Annotated in this window: 22 protein-coding genes and 2 tRNA genes; 19 read left to right on the top strand and 5 right to left on the bottom strand. The window is 59.2% G+C overall.

Annotation, left to right across the window (positions count from 1 at the left end; genetic code table 11):
• Positions 1-60: 60 nt before the first annotated feature.
• From V3H56_RS22655 to ychF, 8 genes are all read left to right on the top strand, one after another.
• A complete protein-coding gene (locus V3H56_RS22655) occupies positions 61-1785 on the top strand; it encodes a tetratricopeptide repeat protein (protein ID WP_047735971.1) in 1725 nt (574 codons plus the stop codon).
• Between the two features lie 4 nt (positions 1786-1789).
• Positions 1790-2407, top strand: a complete 618-nt coding sequence (lolB, locus tag V3H56_RS22660) for a lipoprotein insertase outer membrane protein LolB (RefSeq protein ID WP_042730408.1) — start codon at positions 1790-1792, stop codon at positions 2405-2407.
• A gap of 1 nt (position 2408) precedes the next feature.
• Positions 2409-3260, top strand: coding sequence for a 4-(cytidine 5'-diphospho)-2-C-methyl-D-erythritol kinase (gene ispE, locus V3H56_RS22665; protein WP_047735972.1), 852 nt, complete (start codon positions 2409-2411; stop codon positions 3258-3260).
• 37 nt (positions 3261-3297) lie between these two features.
• Positions 3298-3372: transfer RNA gene (locus V3H56_RS22670), tRNA-Gln, on the top strand.
• A 47-nt stretch (positions 3373-3419) separates the two neighbouring features.
• Positions 3420-4361 carry a ribose-phosphate pyrophosphokinase gene (locus V3H56_RS22675; RefSeq protein ID WP_003171603.1) on the top strand — a complete coding sequence of 314 codons (942 nt, stop codon included), beginning with the start codon at positions 3420-3422 and terminating at the stop codon, positions 4359-4361.
• A 143-nt stretch (positions 4362-4504) separates the two neighbouring features.
• The gene (locus tag V3H56_RS22680; RefSeq protein ID WP_042730406.1) at positions 4505-5107 is read left to right on the top strand and encodes a 50S ribosomal protein L25/general stress protein Ctc; all 603 of its coding nucleotides are present in this window, start codon (positions 4505-4507) and stop codon (positions 5105-5107) included.
• Positions 5108-5268: 161 nt separating this feature from the next.
• The gene (gene pth / locus V3H56_RS22685) at positions 5269-5853 is read left to right on the top strand and encodes an aminoacyl-tRNA hydrolase (protein ID WP_047735973.1); all 585 of its coding nucleotides are present in this window, start codon (positions 5269-5271) and stop codon (positions 5851-5853) included.
• Between the two features lie 23 nt (positions 5854-5876).
• The gene (gene ychF, locus V3H56_RS22690; RefSeq protein WP_047735974.1) at positions 5877-6977 is read left to right on the top strand and encodes a redox-regulated ATPase YchF; all 1101 of its coding nucleotides are present in this window, start codon (positions 5877-5879) and stop codon (positions 6975-6977) included.
• Positions 6978-7126: 149 nt separating this feature from the next.
• On the opposite strand, the gene V3H56_RS22695 is transcribed toward ychF, so the two are convergent.
• The 5 genes from V3H56_RS22695 to V3H56_RS22715 all read right to left on the bottom strand — a co-directional run bounded on the left by V3H56_RS22695 (position 7127) and on the right by V3H56_RS22715 (position 14561).
• The gene (locus tag V3H56_RS22695) at positions 7127-9190 is read right to left on the bottom strand and encodes a calcium-binding protein (RefSeq protein WP_338473885.1); all 2064 of its coding nucleotides are present in this window, start codon (positions 9188-9190) and stop codon (positions 7127-7129) included.
• 252 nt (positions 9191-9442) lie between these two features.
• Positions 9443-10030 carry a hypothetical protein gene (locus tag V3H56_RS22700; protein ID WP_047735976.1) on the bottom strand — a complete coding sequence of 196 codons (588 nt, stop codon included), beginning with the start codon at positions 10028-10030 and terminating at the stop codon, positions 9443-9445.
• Between the two features lie 4 nt (positions 10031-10034).
• On the bottom strand, positions 10035-10478 hold the full coding sequence (locus V3H56_RS22705) for a DUF3592 domain-containing protein (protein ID WP_042729262.1): 444 nt from the start codon (positions 10476-10478) through the stop codon (positions 10035-10037).
• A 114-nt stretch (positions 10479-10592) separates the two neighbouring features.
• A complete protein-coding gene (locus V3H56_RS22710; RefSeq protein WP_338473886.1) occupies positions 10593-12143 on the bottom strand; it encodes a TerC family protein in 1551 nt (516 codons plus the stop codon).
• A gap of 255 nt (positions 12144-12398) precedes the next feature.
• A complete protein-coding gene (locus V3H56_RS22715; protein ID WP_338473887.1) occupies positions 12399-14561 on the bottom strand; it encodes a methyl-accepting chemotaxis protein in 2163 nt (720 codons plus the stop codon).
• 800 nt (positions 14562-15361) lie between these two features.
• On the opposite strand from V3H56_RS22715, the gene V3H56_RS22720 reads away from it, so the two are divergent.
• The 11 genes from V3H56_RS22720 to V3H56_RS22770 all read left to right on the top strand — a co-directional run bounded on the left by V3H56_RS22720 (position 15362) and on the right by V3H56_RS22770 (position 25768).
• Complete coding sequence (locus V3H56_RS22720) at positions 15362-17419, top strand: methyl-accepting chemotaxis protein (protein WP_042729263.1); 2058 nt, start codon at positions 15362-15364, stop codon at positions 17417-17419.
• A gap of 103 nt (positions 17420-17522) precedes the next feature.
• Positions 17523-17599 (top strand) — tRNA-Met (locus V3H56_RS22725).
• 166 nt (positions 17600-17765) lie between these two features.
• A complete protein-coding gene (locus tag V3H56_RS22730; RefSeq protein WP_338473888.1) occupies positions 17766-19007 on the top strand; it encodes a tyrosine-type recombinase/integrase in 1242 nt (413 codons plus the stop codon).
• A 267-nt stretch (positions 19008-19274) separates the two neighbouring features.
• Positions 19275-20147 carry a hypothetical protein gene (locus V3H56_RS22735; protein ID WP_338473889.1) on the top strand — a complete coding sequence of 291 codons (873 nt, stop codon included), beginning with the start codon at positions 19275-19277 and terminating at the stop codon, positions 20145-20147.
• Positions 20148-20175: 28 nt separating this feature from the next.
• On the top strand, positions 20176-20775 hold the full coding sequence (locus tag V3H56_RS22740) for a hypothetical protein (protein ID WP_338473890.1): 600 nt from the start codon (positions 20176-20178) through the stop codon (positions 20773-20775).
• Between the two features lie 200 nt (positions 20776-20975).
• Entirely contained in the window at positions 20976-21224 is a 249-nt protein-coding gene (locus tag V3H56_RS22745; protein ID WP_338473891.1) for a helix-turn-helix domain-containing protein, read from the top strand.
• Entirely contained in the window at positions 21221-21490 is a 270-nt protein-coding gene (locus tag V3H56_RS22750; protein ID WP_338473892.1) for an AlpA family phage regulatory protein, read from the top strand. Before V3H56_RS22745 ends, V3H56_RS22750 begins: the two co-directional genes overlap by 4 nt.
• A complete protein-coding gene (locus tag V3H56_RS22755; protein ID WP_010457909.1) occupies positions 21487-21792 on the top strand; it encodes a hypothetical protein in 306 nt (101 codons plus the stop codon). The genes V3H56_RS22750 and V3H56_RS22755 overlap by 4 nt, the downstream gene beginning before the upstream one ends.
• A gap of 531 nt (positions 21793-22323) precedes the next feature.
• Complete coding sequence (locus V3H56_RS22760; protein WP_010457912.1) at positions 22324-22614, top strand: hypothetical protein; 291 nt, start codon at positions 22324-22326, stop codon at positions 22612-22614.
• A complete protein-coding gene (locus V3H56_RS22765) occupies positions 22611-22880 on the top strand; it encodes a DUF3077 domain-containing protein (RefSeq protein WP_009045449.1) in 270 nt (89 codons plus the stop codon). The genes V3H56_RS22760 and V3H56_RS22765 overlap by 4 nt, the downstream gene beginning before the upstream one ends.
• The gene (locus V3H56_RS22770) at positions 22877-25768 is read left to right on the top strand and encodes a DUF927 domain-containing protein (protein ID WP_338473893.1); all 2892 of its coding nucleotides are present in this window, start codon (positions 22877-22879) and stop codon (positions 25766-25768) included. Before V3H56_RS22765 ends, V3H56_RS22770 begins: the two co-directional genes overlap by 4 nt.
• The last annotated feature ends 73 nt before the right edge of the window (positions 25769-25841 follow it).

Below are 25841 nucleotides of genomic sequence, written 5' to 3' on the forward strand. Positions count from 1 at the left end.
TGTTTGACCGAAGGCTTGTGTCATGATGATCCGACCGCAGGTTAGTCGTCCTCTTCCTATATGAATAGATCTTCCGCGTTGTTCCTCGCTCTTGCCTTGCTCAGCGGCTGCCAGTCCATGGCCCCCGTGTCGACAGACGGTTCCCCACCGGTCGAAGACAGCACGCAAGCCCCTGAAAAGCCCAAGGTCTACGGCTCGTTCAGCGAAGAAACCATCTTCAGCCTGTTGAGCGCCGAACTGGCAGGCCAGCGCAATCGCTTCGACATTGCGCTGGACAACTATGTGACCCAGGCCATCAATACCCAGGACCCGGGCATCTCCGAGCGGGCGTTTCGCATCGCCGAGTACCTGGGCGCCGACCAGCCCGCGCTGGATACCGCACTGATCTGGGCCAAGAATGCCCCGGACGACCTGGAAGCGCAGCGCGCCGCCGCCGTGCAACTGGCGCGGGCCGGGCGCTACGACGACTCCATGATGTACATGGAGAAAGTCCTGCTGGGCAAGGGCGACACCCATTTCGACTTCCTGGCGCTGTCGGCAGCCGACACCGACCAGGAAACCCGCAACGGCCTGATGAAAAGCTTCGATCGGCTGTTGCAGCGTCATCCGAACAACGGCCAGCTGATTTTTGGCAAGGCCCTGCTGATGCAACAGGATGGCGACACCCAGGGTGCCCTCAGCCTGCTGGAAGACAACCCGCCGGAAGCCGGCGAAGTGGCGCCTATCCTGCTGCGCGCCCGCCTGCTGCAAGGCTTGAATCGCGGTGACGAAGCCCTGCCGCTGCTGGAAAAAAGCATCAAGAAGTACCCGGACGACAAACGCCTGCGCCTCACCTACGCCCGCATGCTGGTGGAGAACAACCGCATGGACGACGCCAAGGTGGAGTTCTCCAGCCTGGTCCAGCAGTACCCGGAAGACGACGACTTGCGTTATTCCCTGGCGCTGGTGTGCCTGGAAGCCAAGGCCTGGGACGAGGCCAGGGGCTATCTGGAAGACCTGATCGCCAGGGAAAGCCACGTCGATTCGGCCCACCTGAACCTGGGACGCATCGCCGAGGAACGCAACGACCCCGAAAGCGCATTGATCGAATACGCCCAGGTCGGCCCGGGCAACGACTACCTGCCGGCCCAGCTGCGCCAGGCCGATATCCTGATGGGCAACGGCAAGACCAGCGAGGCCCAGAGCCGCCTGGCCGTGCAGCGCGACGCCCAACCGGACTACGGCATCCAGCTGTACCTGATCGAAGCCGAGACCCTGTCGGCCAACAATCAGGGCGACAAGGCCTGGAATGTGCTGCAACAAGCCTTGAAGCAGTACCCGGATGACCTGAACCTGCTGTACACCCGTGCCATGCAGGCGGAAAAACGCAATGACCTGGGCCAGATGGAGAAAGACCTGCGCCTGATCATCCAGCGCGACCCGGACAACGCCATGGCCCTGAACGCCCTCGGCTACACCCTGTCGGATCGCACCACCCGCTACGACGAAGCCAAGTTGCTGATCGAACAGGCCCACCAGATCAACCCGGAAGACCCGGCCGTGCTCGACAGCCTGGGTTGGGTGAACTTCCGCCTGGGCAATCTCGACGAAGCCGAACGCCTGTTGCGCCAGGCCCTGGAGCGTTTTCCCGACCAGGAAGTCGCCGCGCACCTGGGCGAAGTCCTGTGGGCCAACGGCAAACAACGCGAAGCCCGGCAGATCTGGAGCCGCTTCCTAAAGGAGCAGCCCGACAGCCCGATCTTGCGCGGTACCATCAAACGCCTGACCGGATCAGAGACCCTCTAAGACCATGTTTTTGCGCCACTTCATCGTTTTCAGCTTCATCGCCCTGCTCGCCGGTTGCGCGGGCTTCGGTGCCCGTGAATCAGTCCAGGGCCATGGCAACCCGGCCCAGTGGCGCGAGCACAAGACCCAACTGAGCGGCCTCGACGGCTGGCAGATCGACGGCAAGATCGGCATCCGCGCACCGAAGGATTCGGGTAGCGGCACGCTGTTCTGGCTGCAGCGCCAGGACTACTACGACATTCGCCTGTCGGGCCCGCTGGGTCGCGGCGCGGCCCGCCTGACCGGCCGGCCGGGCCAGGTGGCGCTGGAAGTGGCCAACCAGGGGCGCTACGAGGCGCCGACGCCCGAAGCCTTGCTGGAAGAGCAACTGGGCTGGAAATTGCCGGTTTCCCACCTGACCTGGTGGGTACGCGGCTTGCCGGCGCCGGACAGCAAGAGTCGCCTGACCCTTGACGCCGACAGCCGCCTGTCCAACCTGGAACAGGACGATTGGCAGATCGAATACCTCAGCTACGCCCAGCAGAACGGCTACTGGCTGCCCGAGCGCATCAAACTGCACGGCAGCAACCTCGACGTGACGCTGGTGATCAAGCAATGGCAGCCGCGCAAGCTGGGGCAATGACATGACCGCTTCACGCCTGACCCTGCCCTCCCCGGCCAAACTCAACCTGATGCTGCACATCCTCGGGCGTCGCCCGGACGGTTATCACGAACTGCAAACGATCTTCCAGTTTCTCGACTACGGTGACGAGATCACTTTTGCCGTGCGCGACGACGGCGTGATTCGCCTGCACACCGAGTTCGAGGGCGTGCCCCATGACAGCAACCTGATCGTCAGGGCCGCGAAAAAACTCCAGGAACAAACCGGCTGCGCGCTGGGCATCGACATCTGGATCGAAAAAATCCTGCCCATGGGCGGCGGAATCGGCGGCGGCAGTTCAAATGCGGCGACGACTTTGCTTGGGCTAAACCACCTCTGGCAACTGGGTTGGGACGCCGATCGGCTGGCGGCGCTGGGCCTGGAACTGGGGGCCGACGTCCCGGTTTTCGTGCGTGGGCACGCCGCTTTTGCCGAGGGCGTCGGGGAAAAACTCACGCCAGTGGAGCCCGAAGAACCCTGGTACCTGGTACTGGTGCCGCAAGTCTCTGTAAGTACAGCAGAAATTTTTTCAGATCCACTGTTGACACGTAACTCTCCTCCCATTAAAGTGCGCCCCGTTCCCAAGGGAAACAGTCGAAATGACTGCTTACCGGTGGTAGCGAGGCGTTATCCAGATGTTCGTAACGCTTTGAATTTGTTAGGTAAATTTACCGAAGCAAAACTCACCGGAACTGGAAGTTGTGTGTTTGGGGGCTTCCCAAGCAAAGCTGAAGCTGATAAAGTCTCGGCCCTTCTTACAGAGACCCTTACAGGGTTTGTAGCAAAAGGAAGCAACGTTTCGATGTTGCACCGCAAGCTGCAAAGTCTGCTCTAAAAGGAATCGAGTGCTGGGCACTCGCAGCAACAGATACAGGGGCGTCGCCAAGCGGTAAGGCAGCAGGTTTTGATCCTGCCATGCGTTGGTTCGAATCCAGCCGCCCCTGCCATTTTCCTATACTCATCCAGGTATACCCTCAGCCTTCAGGTACTGCGCGTGTCCAAGATGATGGTCTTTACGGGGAACGCTAACCCCGATCTGGCTCGGCGTGTCGTACGTCAGCTGCATATCCCTCTCGGTGACATTTCTGTCGGTAAGTTCTCCGACGGCGAAATCACTGCCGAGATCAATGAAAACGTTCGCGGTAAAGACGTCTTCATTATTCAGCCGACCTGCGCTCCGACCAACGATAACCTGATGGAACTCGTCGTGATGGCTGATGCCTTCCGCCGTTCCTCGGCTACTCGTATCACTGCTGTTATTCCTTACTTTGGTTATGCCCGCCAGGATCGTCGTCCGCGTTCCGCACGTGTGGCCATCAGCGCGAAAGTCGTGGCTGATATGCTCACCGTCGTTGGCATCGACCGTGTTCTCACGGTTGACCTGCACGCTGACCAGATCCAGGGCTTCTTCGATATTCCCGTGGACAACATCTACGGCTCCCCCGTTCTGGTGGATGACATTGAAGACCAGCGCTTCGAAAACCTGATGATCGTCTCCCCGGACATTGGCGGTGTCGTGCGTGCACGTGCCGTTGCCAAATCCCTGGGCGTGGACCTGGGTATCATCGACAAACGTCGTGAGAAGGCCAATCACTCCGAAGTGATGCACATCATCGGCGACGTCGAAGGGCGTACCTGTATCCTGGTCGACGACATGGTCGATACCGCCGGCACCTTGTGCCACGCGGCCAAGGCCCTGAAAGAGCACGGCGCAGCCAAGGTCTTTGCCTACTGCACACACCCTGTGCTGTCGGGTCGGGCGATCGAGAACATTGAAAATTCCGTGCTGGACGAACTGGTGGTGACCAACACCATCCCGTTGTCCGCAGCAGCACAAGCCTGTGCGCGTATCCGTCAACTGGATATCGCACCGGTTGTTGCCGAAGCGGTTCGCCGCATCAGCAATGAAGAATCGATCAGCGCGATGTTCCGCTAAGGGCCCTGCCCTCGCGATGACATCTCGTTGACGAAAAGCGCCCCGCCCCGGCATTCACTGTCGGGGCGGGGCTTTTTTGCCCATATCGCCTTTAGCGCTGGTCGCAAACGCTGGGGCGAGTATGGTTATCCTGGAGATACAACATGAACGATTTTACTCTGAATGCTGAAGTGCGTTCCGACCTGGGGAAAGGTGCGAGCCGCCGCCTGCGTCGTCTCGCAAGCCTGGTTCCAGCTGTAGTCTACGGTGGCGACAAAGCCCCTGAGTCCATCAGCATGCTGGCCAAAGACGTTGCCAAACTGCTCGAAAACGAAGCGGCCTACAGCCACATCATCGAGCTGAACGTAGGTGGTTCCAAGCAGAACGTCGTGATCAAGGCCCTGCAACGCCACCCAGCCAAAGGCCACGTGCTGCACGCCGACTTCGTCCGCGTTGTTGCCGGTCAGAAGCTGACTGCTGTTGTTCCAGTGCACTTCATCAACGAAGCTGCTCCGGTCAAGAAAGGCGGCGAAATCTCGCACGTAACTTCGGAAATCGAAGTGTCCTGCCTGCCGAAAGACCTGCCTGAATTCATCGAAGTCGACCTGGCTGACGCCGAAATCGGCACGATCATTCACCTGTCCGACCTCAAGGCCCCTAAAGGCGTTGAGTTTGTTGCCCTGGCACACGGCGATGACAAGGCTGTTGCCAACGTCCACGCTCCACGTGTTGCTCCAGAAGCTACCGAAGAAGGCGCTGCAGAGTAATTTCACTCTGTCGCCGGAGTGACCGGAACCATCGCGGACTGGAACGTAGCGAGACAGCGGGCGAGAACGCGAAGTTTACTTAACGGTAGATCCGCACTGTTCATCCACTGTCGCTTCGAACTGACCGCGACGTTATCCACACTCCAGGAAGGGCCCCTATCGTGACTGCCATAAAACTGATCGTTGGCTTGGGAAATCCAGGCGCTGAATACGAACAGACCCGGCATAACGCAGGGGCCCTTTTTGTTGAGCGCATCGCGCACGCACAAGGCGTCAGCCTGGCAGCCGATCGCAAATATTTCGGCCTGACCGGGCGCTTCTCGCACCAGGGTCAGGATGTTCGCCTGTTGATTCCCACCACCTACATGAACCGTAGCGGCCAGGCCGTGGCGGCATTGGCTGGTTTCTTTCGCATCAAGCCGGAAGAAATCCTGGTGGCCCACGACGAACTCGACCTGCCTCCGGGCGTTGCCAAGCTCAAGCAGGGCGGCGGCCACGGCGGTCACAACGGGTTGCGCGACATCATCGCGCAACTGGGCAATCAGAATACCTTTTACCGCCTGCGGCTCGGCATTGGCCACCCGGGCGTTGCCAGCATGGTTTCAAACTTTGTCCTGGGTCGTGCGCCTCGCGCCGAACAGGAAAAACTCGATGCCAGCATCGACTTTGCCCTCGGCGTGCTGCCGGATATCCTCGCCGGTGAATGGAACCGCGCGATGAAAAACCTGCACAGCCAGAAGGCCTGACACTCACTCCTCGGGGAAACACCATGGGATTCAATTGCGGCATCGTCGGCCTGCCTAACGTCGGTAAGTCCACCCTGTTCAACGCCCTGACCAAATCCGGTATCGCGGCCGAGAACTTCCCCTTCTGCACCATCGAGCCGAACAGCGGCATCGTGCCGATGCCCGATGCGCGCCTGGACGCCCTGGCGGCAATCGTCAATCCCAAGCGCATCCTGCCGACCACCATGGAATTCGTCGACATCGCGGGCCTGGTGGCCGGTGCTTCGAAAGGCGAAGGCCTGGGCAACAAGTTCCTGGCCAACATCCGTGAAACCGATGCCATCGCCCACGTGGTGCGCTGCTTCGAAGACGAGAACGTGATTCACGTCTCCAACAGCGTCGACCCGAAACGCGACATTGAGATCATCGACCTGGAACTGATCTTCGCCGACCTCGACAGCTGCGAGAAGCAACTGCAGAAAGTCGCCCGCAACGCCAAGGGTGGCGACAAGGACGCCGTGGTCCAGAAAGGCCTGCTGGAGCAACTGATCGCCCACTTCACCGAAGGCAAGCCTGCGCGCAGCCTGATGAAAAACATGGGCGCCGACGAGAAGCAGGTGATCAAGGGCTTCCACCTGCTGACCACCAAGCCGGTGATGTACATCGCCAACGTCGCTGAAGACGGCTTCGAAAACAACCCGCACCTGGACGTGGTCAAGGCCATCGCCGAAGAAGAAGGCGCCGTGGTCGTTCCGGTCTGCAACAAGATCGAAGCGGAAATCGCCGAGCTGGACGACGGCGAAGAGAAGGACATGTTCCTTGAAGCCCTCGGCCTGGAAGAGCCGGGCCTGAACCGCGTAATCCGTGCCGGTTACGAGATGCTTCACCTGCAGACCTACTTCACCGCTGGTGTCGAAGAAGTCCGCGCCTGGACCGTCCGCGTCGGTGCCACCGCTCCGCAAGCCGCTGGCGTGATCCACACCGACTTCGAAAAAGGCTTTATCCGCGCCGAAGTCATCGCCTACAACGACTTCATCCAGTTCAAGGGTGAAGCCGGTGCCAAGGAAGCCGGCAAATGGCGCCTGGAAGGCAAGGAATACGTGGTCAAGGACGGCGACGTGATGCACTTCCGCTTCAACGTCTAATGCCTGCCTGCTTGCGTAATCGGAAGTAGGAAAAAAGCTCTGCTGCTGTTTGAAAAGCCCCTTCATTGGGGCTTTTCGCTGTCTGGCGACAGGGATGAAGCCATCGCGTGGCAGCCAACCCACCGCCACGCGACCGTCTCGAGCAGGCATCAGGTCAACAGATGCCCTGGATCGACCTCTGGCGCGACGCCAACCATCCCTACCCCGGCATCAGGCGCGAAGATCATGTGGTCCTCGTCAAGGCTTTCCCGCCAGTCTCCAGCAAGGCCAATCTGGAACCAGTGGCCCTGTGCATCCGCCTCTACATCCTTCAGGTAGGTGCGATCCGATGCTTGGTTGTAAACCACCTTCAGCGTCGTGCCCGTCCCCTCTCCGAAGCCGGTATAGCCCAGCGCCGATACATCGATCCTGTCGTCGACCGTGAAGCCTTCGATAAGGTCGGTGAAGCTCTGGCTGTCCGTGCGATAGCTGTCCTCGGTGGAGGTATAGCGGAAAATGTCGGCATTCTGCTGATGATCGGTCCAGAGAGAGAGGTCGGCTCTGTCGCCGCCGTTGAGGCGGTCAGCGCCCCTGCCGCCGATGATGACATCTGCGCCCGCACCGCCGTTGATGCGATCATTACCGTCCAGGCCATAGATGATTTCCGACAAGGCAGAACCGATGATCGTGTCTTGGGTAGCCGAACCTTCTACAGTGGGCGCGGTGAACACCAGGTGGGTGCCGTTCAACTGCCCCACCCAATTGCCGTCCAGGGCCAACTCAAACCGCTGCCCAGCGGCGTCGGCATCGAAGCTCTTGAGGTAGGTGCGCGTGCCGTCGGCGCTGGCCACCACGGCCAAGGTTGCGTCGTGACCATTGCCGATGCCGATGAAGCCCAGGCCTATAAGGTCGATGCGATCCTGGGAGGCATCGAAGTCCAGGATCCGGTCGCTGCTGTTTTGCGTATCGGTACGGAAGCTGTCGCTCAGTTCGGTAAAACGGAAGATGTCAGCGCCAGCGCCCCCTTGCAGAAGATCGCGCCCGCCATTGCCCTGGAGCACATCGTCGCCCGCCAGGCCGTGGATGATCTCGGCGGCATCGGAGCCTTGCAGGATTTCCTCGCCGGCGCCCCCCTCCACATGAAGATTGCCATCCTGGCTGCCGAAGCCGGTATCTACGCTGCCATCCGCGTTCAAGCGAATGACGCTGAAGTCCCCGCTGCTCGTGCCGGCAGCCACGATCTTGCCATCGGCTTGTACCGCCAAGGCCACCGGCGTGTCCGCCTCGAAGGTCACCTTGCCATGGGCACCAAAGCCGGTATCAAAGGAACCGTCAGCGTTAAGCCGCGCCACGGTAGCCCAGGGGTCGCCTGCGACATGGCCCATGACAATGATCTTGCCGTCCGCCTGCAGGGTAACCACCGAGTCTTCGCCGAAGCCCATGGCGGGGCTCAGGTAAAGGACGCCGTTGTCACCGAAATGGCTGTCCCGCTGACCATCAGGGGTGAAGCGCTGCAGGGCGTACGTCGGTTCTCCCATGCCGGCCGCATTGTAGGCCGCTGCGACCACGACACCGCCGTCGGCCTGCACCGCCGTCGAAATCCCTCCGTTGTAGTACGGGTCGGCGGGGATGTTCACTGTCAGCACGCCTTTGTCGCCAAAGCCATCGACGAACGTGCCATCGTCGCCGACCCTCGTCACGGTGGCCTGGTCAAACCCGCGGGCACTGACCTGGAAGGTGCCATCGGTATTGGCCGTCAGGTCGATATCCTTGAAGTCATGGCTGATGCCGACCGTCATGACACCGCCCTGGCCAAAGGTTGCATCGCGCGTCCCATCGCTGTTGTAGCGCTCCACCTGTATACCGGTATTCAGCGCCACGGCGACAAGCACCTTGCCATCGGACTGCACCGCCGTCAGCTCGTAGCGTGACGCCGGGGCTATCGCGGCAGGGACAATGTCGATGCCTGCGTCATGGAAGCCGGTGTCCAGGCTGCCATCGGCGTTCAGGCGAACAACGCAGTGGTTCTGTTCGTAACCGTAGCTTTCCTCGCCGGGCGCCCCGGGGTATCCCCAGGCTAGGTATTCGGTATAGCCGCCAATCAGTATCTTGCCGTCCGGTTGAATAATGATGCTCTGGTTATCGTCGAACAGGCCGTTGAGATCGACCTGGACAGTGCCAGGACCCGTTCTCACGGTATGGGTACTTTCCGTCGTACTGTCGGCGGTTGCCATGGCTTAATCCTTTAAGGGGGAGCTGAACCCGTGACTTTAGTAAAGGGTTCAGGATTTGCACGCTGCCCCGACGCGCCGACGCGCCCCACTCGACGAGCGGCGTGTGCTGGCCGGTTGGCTTCGCTGGTGAGCTCAGGAGCCGGGCCTGGCATGCGGTACCCTGTAGTCGCCCACAAAAAAGCCGCGTTGATTCGCGGCTTTTTTGTGGGCGGGTATCAACCGGCCCTGGGTAATGCCCGTTGAATCGCGGGGCTAGAACAAATAGCCCATGTAGACGGCCGCGCCGCCACCGGCCTGTACGCCGGCGTTCATACCCGCCATGACCAACGCGCCCTTGGCCGACTGCAACAGCTGGCGGTTGACTGTGCTATGGGCGATCAGCGAGGTGGCCGGAGTGGAGCTCATCGCCACTGACAAGGCCAGCAGCTTGGGATCGAGCCCGAACAACAGGGCGGTGGCCGAACCACCGACCACCAGGCCTGCGCCCACCTCGGTGTACAGGCAAGGTCCGGTGATGTCGTCGTCGGTCAGGTCACGGCTGGCCAAGGCATCGCTGACAAACACCTTGCCAGTGCTGGGAAAGGCCTCTGCCGCGCCGGCCGCGCCCACGCTCTTGCCCTTGATCTGCAAATTGACCTTGCCGAAGCGTGGCAGCCGCGCACCAAACCCGACGCCCAGGCCAACACCGCCGTAGCAGTAGCTGACGTCCTTGCCCTCTGGCGAACGCAGGATGATCGAACCGCCACTGCCCGCCACGATCGCCACGGTGACGCCGCCACCGCTGGCGGTCTGGTATTGCCAGCGACTTTCATTGACCGGGATTGGGATGTTGTAGCTCATACGTTCAAAATCCTTTATGTGAATGAACCGCACCGCGGCCGCGCTGACGCAAGACGCTGGCCAGGCCGACGAGGGAGAACACCAGGCCGATCGCGCCCAGGACCGCCGAAGTACCCCACAGCGCCCCCAGGTCATCGACGATGGCGCTGCCGGCCGGCTGCTCGGGCAGGTAATGCACGCGCACAGCCTGATCCTGCTGGTAGCCAAAGATAAAGCCGCCCTGGGGATAGGATATTTTTTCACCGCTGGCGCTGGTGAAAGCGATCTCAGGGTGCGAGCCGCCGGCATTCAGGCGGCTGACGACACCGTCGGCGATCTGTGCGCGCGCGAGAAACTCGCGGCGCTCAAGGGTGAGATTGACCGTGATGACCAACAGGCCGATACCGATCAGGGCAAACAGCAGGCCCAGTAATATCTTCCCGAGGGGTGACGAAGAGTCGTTAGCCATGATTGTCTCGCAATCGTCCTTGAAAGAGGGCCGTCAGGATAACAAGAAGTGTCACGCTGTCGCACCCTCGGCAAGCATTTCGCCAAGCACCTGGCTGACCGTCAACCCTTGCGCCTACGCGTCCCTGCGCATCAGGACCCGCGTAACGCGACGCTCCTGAACCTCCACAACGGTCACGTTCCACCCCTCCCAATGCAATTGGTCGCCGATGACCGGCAAGCGATCCAGCAGGCTCATGACCCACCCGGCGAGTGTCTGGTAATCATCGGTCGCCTGCGCCTGGAAACCGACGTGCTCGCGGATCTGGCTAAGGTTCAGGGCGCCGCTGACCAGGTAGCCATCTTCCTGCGCGACGATGTTCGGCCCTTCGATTTCACTGGCGTCCGGCAGCTCGCCGGCGATGGATTCGAGGATGTCGGTCATGGTGAGCAGGCCGATGAAGTCGCCGAATTCGTTCACCACGAACGCAATGTGGGTGGACGCCTTGCGCATCTGCTCCAACGCGTTGAGGATCGTGAAGCTGTCCAGCAGGTTGATGGCCTGGCGCGCCATGGTTTCCAGGTTGGGCGCATTGCCGGCGAGCATTTCCTTGAGCAATTCCTTCTTGTGGATGAAGCCCAAGGGCTCATCCACGCGACCTTCCCGAATCAACGGCAGTCGGGAATACGACGAATGCATCAGCTTCGTTCGGATCGCTTGCGGCGTGTCGTCCAGGTCAATGTGGTCAACCTCCGCACGCGCTGTCATCACCGTGCGGATTGGGCGCTCCGCCAACTGCAGCACCCCACTGATCATGAAGCGCTCGCGCCGATCGAACACCTGCTCGACCTCGTCACCGGCGAGCATGTCGGCGATTTCCTCGCCCACTTCTTCGGCACTCAACTTCTGCCCACCGAGCAGTCGCATCACCGCATGGGCGGTACGCTCCCGCATCGGCCGGCGACCTTGCAGGCTCTTCTTGCGACGCGCCCGCGCCAGCTGGTTGAACAACTCGATCAGGATCGAGAAGCCAATCGCGGCGTAGAGGTAGCCTTTCGGGATATGAAAGCCCAGGCCCTCTGCGGTGAGGCTGAAACCGATCATCATCAGGAAGCCCAGGCAGAGCATGATGACCGTGGGGTGCGAGTTGACGAAACGGGTCAGCGGCTTGCTGGCAACGATCATCAGGCCGATGGAGAAAATCACCGCGATCATCATGACCGACAAGTGCTCCACCATACCCACGGCGGTGATGACCGCGTCCAGCGAGAAGACCGCATCGAGCACCACGATCTGCGCCACGATCGGCCAGAACAGCGCATAGGCCGCGTTGCCGGAGCGTTGCGCCACATGGCCTTCAAGGCGCTCATGCAACTCCATGGTGGCCTTGAACAACAGGAACACGCCACCGAACAGCATGATCAGGTCCCGGCCCGAGAACGTCTTGCCGAACACCTCGAACAACGGTTCGGTCAGGGTCACCATCCAGGAAATGCTGGCCAACAGACCCAGGCGCATCAACAACGCCAGCGACAGGCCGATCACCCGGGCACGATCACGCTGCTCGGGCGGCAACTTGTCCGCGAGGATGGCAATAAATACGAGGTTATCGATGCCGAGCACCAGCTCCAGCACGATCAGGGTCAACAGGCCAAGCCAGGCCGTGGGGTCGACGATCCATTCCATGGGGATTATTCACTCCCTCGAAAAGACGTCGCAAAAAGGCGGGGGTTGAAATGGAGCAAGCTGCCGGGAGGTTCCACGTGGGCGTTCATATCGACCTGAAAGTAATTGGGGATAAAAATCCTACATAACTTCAGGACACGTCATACGAGAGGAATCATTACAGGATCTGACAAAGCCCTGCATCGCGCACCGATGCGGGGCTTTGTCATGCCTGGACGAAGGCCCTGGGCCTGGGCCAGAAGGCCGTTGGCGCCCTCAGGCGCGCTTGACCTTGAAGCGACTCAATACCCGCTGCATCACGCCGGCCCGCTCGGACAGGTCCTTGGCCGCCGTTGCGCATTCCTGTGAGTTGGACTGGTTTTTCTGCGTCACTTCATCGATCTGTTCCAACCCGACGCTGGCCTGCTGCAAGCCCGAGGCCTGCTCGCTGGACGCCTGGTAGATCAGCGAGACGAGGTTGGAGACCGAACTGGTGCCATGAACGATGTTCTTGAGGGATTCGGCGGTCCGGCCGGCAATGACCATGCCGCGTTGGGTCTTGCCGGAGGAGTCGGCAATCAGCGCCGCCGTCTGCTGTGCAGCTTCGGCACTGCGGGCAGCCAGGCTGCGCACCTCGTCCGCCACGACGGCAAAACCACGCCCGAGCTCTCCAGCCCGGGCGGCCTCAATGGCAGCGTTCAACGCCAGCAGGTTGGTTTGCGCGGCAATGTTGTCGATGGTGGTGATGATCGCCGTGATGTCCTTGCCCGAACTGTCGATGTCGGCCATCGCGGCAATCAACTCGCTCATCAGCTTGTCGCTTTCTCCGGCATCGGCGCGCGACGCCTGGGACTGCTCGTCGGCTTTCTTGGCGTTGGCGGCGTTGTCCCGGGTCTGGGCAGCCATTTGCGTCATCACGGCGCTGATCTCGGTGATCGACGAAGCGGAATTGGAAGCCCCCTCGGACAAGGATTGACTCAGGTCGGTGACCTGCGCCGAGCTGCCGCTGATTTGCGTGGCGCTGGCCTGGACTTCGCAGATCAACTGGTTGAGGTTGCCGACCATCTTCTCCAGCGATTTGCCAAGGGTATCGTGGGGCGAGGACAGCCGGACCTCCAGATCCAGGTCGCCTTCGGAGATGCGCTCGGCCACCCTGACCTGCCGCTGCAGGCTCTCGGACATGTCATTGAGGGCAATCGACAGTTGCCCGACTTCGTCTTCGGATTTCTGCACCAGGCGCCGGGAGAAATCCCCCAGGCTGATGTTGGCGGCCAGGGCCGCGGCCTCGCGAATCGGCCCGACGATCTTGGCCGCGGCCAGCCACAGGGCCGCCAGGGCCAACAGGGAAATACCCAACCCCACCGACACTTGCCAGATGCTGTTGCTGATACTGCGCGACTGCAACTCCTGCTCCAGGGCGATGGCCTGGCTCATGACCACCGCCTTGGGCAGCCGGATGAGCACCGCCCACGGCTTGCCTGTGCGCCCCAGCTCAATGGGCATCAACACTTCGATGTTCTGCGTTTGCGTATTGAGCTGGCCGTCACCACGACCACTCTGGATATCGCGTAACACTTTTTCCCAAGAGTCGGGCAACAGCGTTTTGATGGGCTGTCCGATCAGTTCGGTACGCTGGCTGTCGGCGACCACTAGCCCCTGGTTGCTCATGATCGATACGGAGCCCTTGCCGCCGTAGAGATCGGCAGACATCTGCTCGCTGAGTTTCTGGATGAAAGCGATGTCGAAGTCCGCCCCCACTACGCCACGGAACTTGCCGTCGGACACGATCGGCACCGATAAGGTGGTCAGCCAGACGTTCTTGCCCTGGACCACGTAAGGGATAGGGTCCAACACGCTTTCCTTCAGGGTGTCGCGCGGGCCGGTGTACCACCCTCCCTTCGGTACGCCGTTGGGATGGCGGTCTGCCGAGTCGTATTCCACCAGGGGTTGCACCGCGACATGGCCGTCGGCGCTGCGTGTCCAGTAAGGCGTGAAACGTCCCGTCAGTGGGTTGTTGCCATCACGTTCATTACGAAACGCGAGATCCTGTCCATCCAGCGCATCCGGCTCCCAGCAGGAATAGGTGCCATTGAACTCGGGGTTGTCCTTGAGAACACTGAGCAAGATGCTGTTGACCTGATCGCGCCCCAGCACCAGCGGGCTCTGAGATGCCTTGCTGGCAGCAAAGGTGTTGGCCATGGTGCGGGCCGCATCCAAGGCATTTTGCAACTTGGCCTGGATGGCGTTGGCCCGGGATCCGGCCAGGTTCTGAATTTCCCGGATCGTTGATTTTTCAATCAACGTCGTCACTTCGTCAGAAACATACTGCTCATTGGAACGAGCGGAAAAGAGCCCGTAGACAACCAGACTGATCGACGAGATGAACAGGCAGACGCCCGCCGTGACACAAATACGTGCCTGCAATGACTTGAACTTCATATCAACCCCTGCTGATTCTATAAAGGGCCAGCGTCAACGACGGCGGCATTCCAACTTGTGCACGACGTAGCAAATAACAATCGATCGCTGCTGCTTGTGCGACGCCCAGGCGAATGCCTTGCAGAGCGCGGCAATACAGCTATCCAGGAACATTTCAACGTGGCAGGTCGGGGCACGAATCCAGCTTTGCGCTTGCACGCTGGACGCGCTATTCGAATCAAACCGAGGGCCTTATCTCGAGGAGCAAGGGCGATCAGGGGCAAGAATGTGAACGCCTGCTTTTGCTGTAAGCACAAGTCACCTTTGAATAAGGCCGCAGAATCCATTCATACCCATAACCACGGCGGCAAATTAACACGGGCCTTATTTCTACAACATCAACTTAGGACTTATACAAATCAGTACTTTGGTCGCAATTGCACAGGGAAGTGGACCTGCTCGATAAGGCGACGGTACCGGTTGGCGACGCTGGTTCAGCGGGTCATGTCGTGGCAAGCGGGCTCGCTCACCCAAGGTGCCATTTTTCAGTGCGATGAGGTGGCCCATCGTGGTGCAACAGCTCTGGAAAGAAATGCCCTGCAAACAGGGTGATAGCCCAACGCCATGGTCTGAATCTTGCCTTGTAAATGCTCTACAACGCGGCCCCTTACAAAGGGGACCGAGAATGGGAAGTTTCGCTACAGAGCTGGCCTACAGAGCCGATTTGGACAAACTTTCGAGGCCTTTTAAAAGGGCACCTGTTTCAGCACGCGTGTAAAAACGCACAAAAACAGTGCACAGGTGTTCAGGGGAGTATGGGCATGCAGGCTTTTCTATCACCGGGCATCAGATTGTTGGGGCGTTTCGGCTTCGCCCGTAAATTCCAACTGCTTTTCCTGCTTTTCATCCTGCCGCTCATGGGCAGTCTGTGGCTCATCGGCCAGGATTATCGGGACAAGCTCAGCCTGATTTCCGGGGAGCGCGCCGGGGTACGCCAATTGCTGGCCCTGGACAACCTGGACAATCTGCTCACCGCCCAGCGCAACCGTGCGGCGCGTTGGCGCGCCACGGAAACCAATCGTCAACCGACCCCGGCGACGCTGGCGGCCATGGCGGCGTTCGATGCCGTGCAACCGGCCCTCGTCCAGGCCGCCAATGACCTGGGCGCCACCTTGCAAGCCGAAGGTGCCGAGGCCGACACCCTCGCCCGCTTCCAGGCCCTGCACAACAGCCTCAACGGCCTGGATTCGAAAAGCCTCGGTGCCGTGGGCTGGTGGCCGGACGGCTATGATCGTTTCACCGCCGCCCTCAGTTCCCTGCAAGCGTTGCGTGAGCAGATGGTGATGGACAACCGCCTGAACCTCGCCTCCTGGCTGGAAACCTATCTGTTGACCCAGATCTCCACCCAGCAGACCCCGGATCTGATCGAACGGGTCGGTCGCCTGACCAGCGTCGGCCAGGCTTCGGTGGTATCGGGTCAGTTCTCCTTGCAGAGCCGCCTGCAACTGCGAGACCTGCGCAGCCGCATCGGCGACGCCCGGGACCAACTGGTCAAGACCGGCGCGCTGCTGGAAACGCGCCTGCCCAGTGATTTGCAGACCTGGGCCGGCCAGTACCAGGGCAGCCTCAAGAACCTGGACGCCGGCTTGAAAGTGCTGGATGACGGGGTATTCGGTGGTTCCATCACGCTCAAGCCGGACGCCTTCGAGAAACACATGGACACGCTGCTGGCCGACCTGGCGACCCTGCGCCAGCAATCGCTGGTGGCCCTGGATACGCGGCTGGACCACTACCACGGCTCGGCCGTCCGCCAGTTCGCCCTGGTCGCAACGGTGCTGGGCTGCCTGCTGTTGGCGGCGCTCTACCTGTTCGTTTGCCTGCAAGCGTCGATCCGGCGCAGCGCCAGTGGCATCACCCTGCTGGCTGAAGCCCTGCGTGACGGCAATCTCAGCCTGCAAGTGCCGGTGCAAGGACGCGACGAACTGGCGGCCATCAGCACCGCGCTCAACGTCGCCGTGGTGCAGTTGCGCAACAGCCTGCTGGGGGTGGACCACGAGACGCTGCAGTTGAGCAATGCCGTGCGCACCCTCAACACCCACTCCAGCGGTGCCTTGGGCGAAGTCGAAGCCCAGCAGATGCAGATCAGCCAGATTGCCGCCGCGGCCACACAACTGGCGGCGACGTCCCAGGGCGTCGCGAAAAGTTGTGAGCAGGCCTCCGACAGCGCCCAGCAAACCCGACGCATCGCCACCGACAGCAGCCGCGACAGCCAGCGCACCACCACGAGCATCCAGCAACTCAACCAGCGCCTGAACGACACCGCCGCCGCGCTGGGCCGGGTCAGCGAGCAGGGGCAACAGATCCAACTGGTGGTCGACACCATCCGCGGCGTGGCCGAACAAACCAACCTGCTGGCCCTCAACGCCGCCATCGAGGCCGCTCGCGCCGGGGAACAGGGCCGTGGTTTCGCCGTGGTGGCCGACGAGGTCCGCAGCCTGTCGCAACGGACCCAGTCGTCCACGCAACAGATTGCCGCCACCGTCGACAGCCTGCGCGCCACGGTCGACGAAGCGGTCAGCCTGATGGAAGCGGCCTGTGGCCAGGCCCAGACCGATGCGCAAGCCGTCACCGGCCTGGGCGAACGCCTGGGGGAAATTGCCAGCGCCGTGCAGAGCGTCACCGATACCCTGGCGCAAATCGCCACCGCCGTGGATGAACAGGCCAGCACTGCCGACGAGGTCAGCGGTAATATCCAGCAAGTCGACCAGGCTGCGATGCGCCTCCTGGAAGGCGCCCGCGCGGTGAACCTGGCAGCAGACACCCTGAGCCAGGGAAGCCAGGCCTTGAGTGCCAACACAGGGAGATTTCAACTCGGTTGACGGGCATTTGCAGCGAGGATGGATAAGCAGTTGAAAGCGCAGAGAAATATTTCAGATTTACGCTTGACACTTCTTCGTTAGCGGCGAATAATGCGCGCCACTTGGCTACATAGCTCAGTTGGTTAGAGCATAGCATTCATAATGCTGGGGTCCGGGGTTCAAGTCCCTGTGTAGCCACCAAGTACCTGTTTACAGATGTCTCCATGAGTCTCTAAACAACCTCAAGAAGCCCGCCTAGTGCGGGCTTTCTTGTTTTTGGCTGTCCACCTCTATCTCCCCCTATCCTTCCCCATCGTGTATGCCCACGTGTATGCTTCAGAACTAATTGAACTGGAGGCATACACGGATGAAGCGCGCCGATATCAAGCGACGTCCTCTCGCTGATACAACACTTTCCAGCCTGGAGCCTGAGGCCGGGGCATACCGCGAACTAGATAGTCCTGGGCTGTATTTCAGAGTCAAACCAAATGGCCAAAAATCTTGGGAATTGCGTTACAAAAAACCGGACGGCAAATGGTCTTGGCTAGGCCTCGGCGGCTATCCAGAAGTAAGCGGCGCCTTCGCTCGACAGAAAGCGGCAGAGCTGCGAGCAGACGCCTCAGAAGGCAAGAACCCAATTATCTCTAAGAAGGCTCGTCAGGCGGCTGACATTGACGCAGCCAATGACACCTTCGAATCACTAGCCAGGGAATGGCATACGTCTCGCCTCAGCGGCTGGGATGCCGGGACTGCCAAAAGGATACTCGGCGCACTCGAACGCCACGTGTTCCCTTCGCTCGGTAAACGTACCTATACCTCGATCATGTCTATGGAGTGGATGGAGCTATTGAGAGGACTTGAGCGCCAGGGGATATTGGAACAGATGAGTCGCGTGAGGGCTTACTGCAAAGATATCTATGACCTGGCTCGCGTGACTGGCAGAGCCGTCAACAATCCCTTGGAGGGCGTGCATAAGTTTCTGTCATCAGGAAAGGCAGAGAACTACGCTCATGTTTCTCCTGACGAGCTCCCTGGGTTACTCCGAGCTATAAGCTCCTATCCGCATGCCAAAGATGTTCAGCTTGGCCTGCGGCTGTTGACCCTGATGGCGGTCCGTCCCAGCGAACTTCGCGAAGCTCATTGGGCAGAGTTCGACTTCGACAAGAAATTGTGGACAGTTCCTGTCGAACGCAAGGGGCGTAAAAAAGGCCGCGAACATCTGGTGCCGCTATGCACTCAAGCCGTAGATGCCCTATTGGAGCTTCGGCAACTTACCGGGGCATACCCTCTCCTGTTTCCAGGTAGAAGCGACCGCACCAAACCCCGAAGCGACACCGTATTTCTCATGGCACTAAGGCGCCTTGGTTACGAAGGCCGCCAGACCGGTCATGGCTTCCGCCACATCGCCAGCACCATCCTCAACGAGCATGGTTACCCCGCTGACCATATCGAGGCCCAACTCAGTCACAAGGCACAAGGTGTCAGGGGGATTTACAACAAAGCCCAGTACCTTGAACAGCGCATAAAGATGATGCAGTGGTATGCCGATCACCTTGATAGCTTGCAGAAAGGGAATGTCGTACAAGGTCAATTCGGGCAAACGGCTTGAGCACGCAATTATTTACTATGCAAAATCCATGTGTTCCGCGTGTTCCATGTGTTCCAGAATCGCCGAACGCCCATATATCTGGGGCTTTGACACCCGGAACACTTTCAGTGAGCACCCGGAACACATCTACGAAAACATGCAAATGGTGTTCCGGATTGAGCAACGCTTCCAGACGGCCCTCCTGTCCTCTGGTGGCTTCTGCCCGGCGGGGCCGGGCGCAATTGCTCGCGTTTTCCGGTCGCAGCAACGGGGCGCTGGGGTTGAGCGATGAGTAACAGATTCCATTTGAGCGATCCCCTCAACATTGAAGGTTGGGAGATTGTTGAGACGTTCGAGCGATTCACGCTCTACGAAGAGTTTGCCGAACGCATCGATGATGCCCTCGACCTAATACGAAATGGCCAAGAGCATTGGGCGAGCCACCTGAAAGATGGGGAGTGGTCCGTTGAATCCGTCCGCGTACTAGCAAATGTAAGACGACTCTCCAGCAACATAAGTCAACAATTTGAACGTTCTAGGGACGACCTGCCTCGCTGCATCCGCTGGGTAGCAGGGGAGTCGGCCAATTCGGCGATAAATGATAGCCAGTATATTGCTGCGCTGGCGATTGACCGCGCTTGCCGGGCTATTGAGATGCTTGAGAGGTGGTTGAGTGGCTTCGATACAGATGTGTGCTCAGGAAATTTGGAGAGCTTAGCCGCACTTAATGCAGAGGCGTCGAACGACGTCGCAGAGTTCATGATGGAGGTACGCCATGAGCTGGCACACCTGGAAATCGAAGCTCGGGAGGCCGTGGCGGACTTGATAGGGACCGCCCGGAATTACATGACTTTGGCTAACGTCTATGCTTCACCGGTGCTGAGCAGCGCCGATAAAATCCGGATCAGCGCGACCGCACGCAAAGCAGGCTATAGCTCGGCAAACATACGTCGCGAGGCCGTCACAGACCGCAATCAGAGCATTTGCTCCCACGCTAAGCGTCTGCTCAGTGATGGACGATCAGACCGAGAGGTTGTAGGAATTATTGTCGGTACTGACTCAGCGCTCAAAACGCCGAGCGGTGCAGCCAAGCTGTCCACCAAACAAATACGGAACATCTTGGTCGAGGGCGGAGTACTCAGCGCCGCTGCAAGAAAATAACTATTTGTCAAACATGGGAATGTTAGAGATGAGCAAACCAGAAATCGCACTAATTTACGAGGACACTTTACCAAAAGATTTATTTCAAGATTTTGAAGACTCTATACTAGATGAACGACTAACTCTAAATGTCCAATCCAGACCCCCCCTCGGCCCTCAAGCGAGTCTCGAATGGTTTGTCCTTCCTTTAGTTGCTGCTTACATTTCAAAGCCATATTTCGATGGTTTTTTTGGCGAGATGGGTAAAGACCATTATCGACTTCTCAAGCAAAAACTTTTCGAAACATCCAAAAAGGTAATGTCCAAACCTAGGATTGAGCCAACCTTAGTCGGTTCAACAGGAAAGCTGAAGAAAGACAATCCCTATACCTCGGCATTTTCAATTTACGCAGATGCAAATGAAAGGATAAAATTCAAACTTCTAATACCGAAACATACCGACGACAATAACCACAAGGAGATCGTGGATATATTTTTAGATTTTCTAATGGACTATCACTCCAAAGCAAAACCTCTCACCTCGATTGGCTTCAATTTGAGCACTCCCCCTCTAGGCGGACTAATACTTGTTCAGGTTAATCAACAAACTAAATGCGTAGAATGGCGGGACCCAATGCAAATAAAATAAAACAAACTACTGCGAGCTGAACAAAATTTTTTGGCTCGCTATCAAATCAAACCTCAATCATTATTCTGTAATTAGACTGAGCCAGGTCAAGTCTCTCAAAAAAATTTGCAGCGATTCGAATAGGAAGTGAACTGCCGTTCATTTCCATTTCTCCAATTAGCGTTAGCCCTGTAACTCTCCACGACTACAGGAAACGCTTTATGACTGCCGCAACGCATCAATCAATCATCCCGCTTTCACATACCGCCACTGATTTGCTTACCCCAGACCAAGTCGCGGCCACTCTCGGTCTATCGCACCGCACACTCGCCGCCTGGCGCAGTTCCCGCCGCAATCCGTTGCCTTATGTGAAAGTCGGAAGTCGCGTGCGCTATCGCCCTGAAGATATATCGACATGGCTAGAAAGCCGCACGCACAGCTCGGCCGTAAACGTAAGGAGTGGGAAATGAAGAAGCCCCGCTTCCACTCATCTGCAAACGATTCCACGCCGAATGATCCGCCGGTGGCTCTCATCCGCATCAGTGAGGTGATGGCTATTGTCGGCCTAGCCCGCCCTACCATTTATAAGCTGATGAACGAGCCTGAAAGTGGCTTTCCGAGACCCGTAAAACTCACCAACAGCATCGCTCGGGGAGCCCCTGTCGCCTGGGTTCTGTCTGAAGTCCAAGCATGGGCACGTAGCCGCATTGAGGCTCGTGATCAGGTGGCCGCATGAGCCGCAAGATCGCCAACAAGGCCCTGATGCACCCGTTTTCCATTCTTCGCCAGATCGGCTTTTCGCCTCGCCTCATGCAACGCCTGGAGCGCTACCGCAGCCAGCAGGACAAACAAGGTCGTGTGGTCAGCGTACTCAGTTGGGCTGATGGCACCTGGTGCGCGCTTTCTCTCCACTGCGAAAAGACCGGGGCGGTGATCGTCGACGAGGGCCAGCAAGCGGAAGCCTATGAAGATGCCCGCTCGATGCTCCAAGGCGGCTTCCTGCCCCTGCTTTCCCTGCGCTTCGACTTTCATGCCTGAAACGAAAACGCCTCCGGGGGCGATCCGGAGGCGTTGAGGTAAATCTACATGCCCGAACAATTTATGCCACACCCGAAAAAACCGCAAGCCACCCGCACTGTTGCGCTTTCGAAAAACGGACGTTACTCTTTGGCCGTCGCTGCAAAATCAGCGACCGGGTTTGGCGACCCGAGCTTAAGAAGGCGCACAGGCGCCCCCATCTCGATTGCAGGCGCTTTTTTTGTGCCCGCATTCTTGTTTAATGGCGGCTGTGCGTGGGAGACCTTCGGGTCTGCCGGGTTCCTTCTTACCCGGTTCGCCAACCTGCGCACAGCTGCCACCCCCATTCGTTTGGCGACGAATCGTGGCAGTTCCTACTTAAGAAGGAGCTCCACCTATGCACGCCCTCAATCCCTCCAAAATTCGCGCCGCTGCACACCGTGCAATGGCTCTCGCCGCTCTACACGCCAACTCCAGCCTCGCTACTCGTCTTGCCCGTTACAACGCCCATATGGTCAAAGCTCGCGCTCTCGAAGCCGCAGGCGGTGCCCAATGAATTCCTCCCTCAGCTTCGCCTTGCCCGAAGACCTGCTCTGCGTCAGCAAAGACATCGAGAAGGGTGTCCCTGTTGATGCGATCACCTGTGCGATCAACCGCGCAGAGTCCGTGCTGATGTTGCTTGAGGACCATTTTGAAAGCGAAAGCGACAGACCACGCCTAGCCAATCACGTCCTGGCCGCTGTTATTTGGGATGTCCGGGGCACCCTGGGACTGATTAAAACCCTGACCCTGCACGGTGACACCACGTCTGTTCCGATGGATCAGAAAGGCGGTGCCGTATGAGCGCTCACACCACACTAGGCCGAGCGTCGTTTTTCAATAAAACCTCCGGCCAGGGCGTGTTTCGGGTGAATGCAGGCATTCCTATTGAGGACGCGCTCGAAACGGTTTCACTCCTCCAGCATTACGCCAATCAACTCTCGCTCGATGCCGCCATGAGTGACAAAGGCGAGCGCTACAGCTGGTGCGCGCTTTACCTCGGTGAAATGGCAAAAGCCCTGATTGATGACGTGAACGACGCGATGTTTATGCCGGGGGCCGATACATGACCCAGCGCACGAACAACCCAACAAAACGCCCCAGCTTCGCCGACGTGAAAAGCGCCGCACTCAAGGACATTGATCGCGTGTTGTCTCACTGGCTGCCCAACGGCAAACGGGTCGATGGTGGCAAGGAATACACCGCCCCCAACCCGACCCGAACGGACAAACGTGCCGGGTCGCTCAAGGTCAACTTGAGCAAAGGCACCTGGGCGGACTTTGCTACCGGTGACAAGGGCGGCGACTTGATCGACCTGGTGCGCTACCTCGACGGCGGCACGGACGTGGAAGCCTGCAATAAGCTGGCGGATCTGCTGCACGTATCGGCCGGCGCCGCGCAATCAAAGTCCACACCGAGCAAAAGCAAAGCACCGGAATGGATCGCCATCCAGCCGATCCCGGTCGAGGCCATGAATAAGTGCCCGGCCAAGCATCGACAGCACGGCGCGCCCTCCAAGGTGTGGATCTATCGCGATGCGCAAGGCCAGCCCCTCATGGCGCTTTATCGCTTCGACCTGGGACCAGACGAAGACGGCAAGCCAAGGAAAGTCTTTGCACCGTTAACCTGGTGCCAACGCGCCGACGGCCAAACCACCCAATGGCGTTGGCAAGGTCTGCTCGATCCGCGCCCCCTTCTGCACCTGGACGAGCTGTCGCAACGGCTCGATGCCCCAGTCGTACTGTGCGAGGGTGAGAAAGCCGCCGACGCTGCCGCCGAGCTGATGCCAAGCTACGTGGCGACCTGCTGGCCGAACGGTTCCAACTCTTGGCATAAGGCCGATCTGACGCCGCTCAAAGGGCGGTCTATCTTGTTGTGGCCGGACAACGATTCCAGCGGTCAGAACTGCATGGAGGCCGTCGCGGAAAAGCTGCGTGAAATCGGCGCCGCCTCAGTGCAAGCAATCGCCCTGGACGTCTTCAAACGCAAGCCCACACTGAAGAATGGCAAACCGACCTTTGCCAAAGGTGCGCAATGGGACGATGGCGATGATGCAGCCGATGCACTCGCCAAAGGCTGGACACCGGCCCACCTCGCCGAGCTGGAGCGTACTGGCGAGCTGCTTGGCTCGGCACCTGCCCCCGCTCCGGCCGGAGAAGTCGAAACAAAGGCGCAGCCCAAAACCAAGCGGCCCACCAAATCAAAAAACGACCTGCTGCCCGGTGGTTTTCGCCTGACGCCGGAAGGCGTGTTTTATTCCGGCGACGACGGCGAAGCGCGGCCAGTGTGTTCGCCTCTGGAGATCCTCGCACGCACCCGTGACGACAAGGGCCACAACTGGGGCTTGCTGGTCGAGTTCGACGACCCGGACGGTGAGAAAAAACGTTGGAACATTCCGGCTCGCAACATGACCGGTGACTTCGGCAAGGACGTTTTAGGGCCCCTGGTGGATATGGGATTGCGTTTGCCAGGAACTCGCTCTGGACGTAATGCACGCAACGATCTTCAAAGCTATTTGCAAGGGTTCGACAGCACGGAACGGGCCCGTTTGGTCACTCGCCTTGGATGGCATGGACCTGCATATCTGCTACCTGACCAGCAGATTGGAAACAGCCATGAGCACCTCTTCTTCTGCGACGCCGGGGCGCAACTTCCTCCCATTAGCGAAGCCGGGACGTTGGAACAATGGCAACAGCAAGTCGGAGCAATGTGCGTAGGCAACCATCGTTTGGCGTTCGTCGTCAGCGTGGCCTTTGCTGGACCGCTGTTGAATATGCTCGGTCACGAGTCGGGCGGGTTTCATCTCTACGGCGATAGTTCCGGCGGCAAGACCACGCATCTACAAGTCGCCGCCTCGATCTATGGCGGGCCACGTGTGGTGCGTTCTTGGCGCTCGACAGACAACGCCCTGGAATCCATCGCTGCTGCGCATTCAGACGGGCTCCTGGTACTGGATGAAATTGGCATGTGCGATCCGCGCATCATCGGTGAAACGGTGTACATGCTCGGTAATGGCACCGGCAAGGCACGCGCCAATGATCGAGGACAAGCGGGCCGACAGGTACAGGAGTGGCGCTTGCTGTTTCTCTCGACGGGCGAGAAGACATTGGCACAGCACATGGCCGACGCCAACAAAGAGCTTAAAGCGGGGATGGAGATCCGCATGTTGGCCGTGCCGGCGGATGCAAGCAAGGGGCTAGGTATGTTTGACGTGCTGAATGGGTTTGAGGACGCAGCCGCCCTATCGGATGCCCTCAAAGCACGAGTAGCTAAATACTATGGCACGCCGTTGACTGCCTTCCTGTCTGCCTTATGCAAGCCCGGTGAAGTGCTCGGTTGGACTGCCATCCTGCGGCGAACGGTAGAGCGTTTTATTGCCAAAGCGCTTCCCGCTTCGACAAGTGGACAAGCGCACCGAGCTGCTGCTCGTTTCGGCTTGGCCGCCGCCGCTGGGGAGCTAGCCACGGCGCTAGGCGTAACAGGTTGGCCAGAAGGCACCGCAACCACAGCAGCACAGGTGTGCCTCAACGCTTGGCTGGATGAACGCGGCGGTGCCGGAAACATGGAAGGCGACGCAATTGTGGCTCGTCTGCAACAAATCATTGAGCGATTTGGTGAAAGCCGTTTCACCCGTTGGGACGGGATTACAGCAAAAACCGATGACCACGCGCCACGTACCTCGGATCGACTCGGGTTCCGCCGCTCCGTTGAACACGGTATGGGGGACGGCGTTTATACGCTCGTGACCTACTACTTCCTGCCCACCGCTTGGAGAGCAGAAGTTTTTAAAGGAATGAGCCTGACCCTAGTTAATCGTGAGCTGATCGAACGCGGCATCTTGGAGCCAAGCGCCGAGGGTCGTGCGGCCCAATCAGTACGTCTACCCGGCCTATCCAAAACGCGAGCCTATGTGGTTCACGCCAGCGCTCTTCTTGCTTCAGAAGCCGAGGCCGCATGAGGCGCCTTTTGAGAGAGGGGATTCGCTGGCATATCGGGGCCCGGCCAGCCCGAACTTGACCCACAAAATTCTA

It is taken from the genome of Pseudomonas sp. MS646, assembly GCF_036693845.1.
GTDB classification, from domain to species: domain Bacteria; phylum Pseudomonadota; class Gammaproteobacteria; order Pseudomonadales; family Pseudomonadaceae; genus Aquipseudomonas; species Aquipseudomonas chlororaphis_E.

Excerpts from the sequence above, each read along its gene's own strand:
- V3H56_RS22770 (WP_338473893.1), top strand. The coding sequence starts at position 22,877 with ATGACCCAGCGCACGAACAACCCAACAAAACGCCCCAGCTTCGCCGAC.
- V3H56_RS22710 (WP_338473886.1), bottom strand. The coding sequence starts at position 12,143 with ATGGAATGGATCGTCGACCCCACGGCCTGGCTTGGCCTGTTGACCCTG.
- V3H56_RS22735 (WP_338473889.1), top strand. The coding sequence starts at position 19,275 with ATGAGTAACAGATTCCATTTGAGCGATCCCCTCAACATTGAAGGTTGG.
- V3H56_RS22695 (WP_338473885.1), bottom strand. The coding sequence starts at position 9,190 with ATGGCAACCGCCGACAGTACGACGGAAAGTACCCATACCGTGAGAACG.
- ispE (WP_047735972.1), top strand. The coding sequence starts at position 2,409 with ATGACCGCTTCACGCCTGACCCTGCCCTCCCCGGCCAAACTCAACCTG.
- V3H56_RS22700 (WP_047735976.1), bottom strand. The coding sequence starts at position 10,030 with ATGAGCTACAACATCCCAATCCCGGTCAATGAAAGTCGCTGGCAATAC.
- V3H56_RS22705 (WP_042729262.1), bottom strand. The coding sequence starts at position 10,478 with ATGGCTAACGACTCTTCGTCACCCCTCGGGAAGATATTACTGGGCCTG.
- V3H56_RS22765 (WP_009045449.1), top strand. The coding sequence starts at position 22,611 with ATGAGCGCTCACACCACACTAGGCCGAGCGTCGTTTTTCAATAAAACC.
- lolB (WP_042730408.1), top strand. The coding sequence starts at position 1,790 with ATGTTTTTGCGCCACTTCATCGTTTTCAGCTTCATCGCCCTGCTCGCC.
- V3H56_RS22755 (WP_010457909.1), top strand. The coding sequence starts at position 21,487 with ATGAGCCGCAAGATCGCCAACAAGGCCCTGATGCACCCGTTTTCCATT.
- V3H56_RS22655 (WP_047735971.1), top strand. The coding sequence starts at position 61 with ATGAATAGATCTTCCGCGTTGTTCCTCGCTCTTGCCTTGCTCAGCGGC.
- V3H56_RS22745 (WP_338473891.1), top strand. The coding sequence starts at position 20,976 with ATGACTGCCGCAACGCATCAATCAATCATCCCGCTTTCACATACCGCC.
- V3H56_RS22760 (WP_010457912.1), top strand. The coding sequence starts at position 22,324 with ATGAATTCCTCCCTCAGCTTCGCCTTGCCCGAAGACCTGCTCTGCGTC.
- V3H56_RS22720 (WP_042729263.1), top strand. The coding sequence starts at position 15,362 with ATGCAGGCTTTTCTATCACCGGGCATCAGATTGTTGGGGCGTTTCGGC.
- V3H56_RS22730 (WP_338473888.1), top strand. The coding sequence starts at position 17,766 with ATGAAGCGCGCCGATATCAAGCGACGTCCTCTCGCTGATACAACACTT.
- V3H56_RS22680 (WP_042730406.1), top strand. The coding sequence starts at position 4,505 with ATGAACGATTTTACTCTGAATGCTGAAGTGCGTTCCGACCTGGGGAAA.
- V3H56_RS22740 (WP_338473890.1), top strand. The coding sequence starts at position 20,176 with ATGAGCAAACCAGAAATCGCACTAATTTACGAGGACACTTTACCAAAA.
- ychF (WP_047735974.1), top strand. The coding sequence starts at position 5,877 with ATGGGATTCAATTGCGGCATCGTCGGCCTGCCTAACGTCGGTAAGTCC.
- V3H56_RS22750 (WP_338473892.1), top strand. The coding sequence starts at position 21,221 with ATGAAGAAGCCCCGCTTCCACTCATCTGCAAACGATTCCACGCCGAAT.
- V3H56_RS22715 (WP_338473887.1), bottom strand. The coding sequence starts at position 14,561 with ATGAAGTTCAAGTCATTGCAGGCACGTATTTGTGTCACGGCGGGCGTC.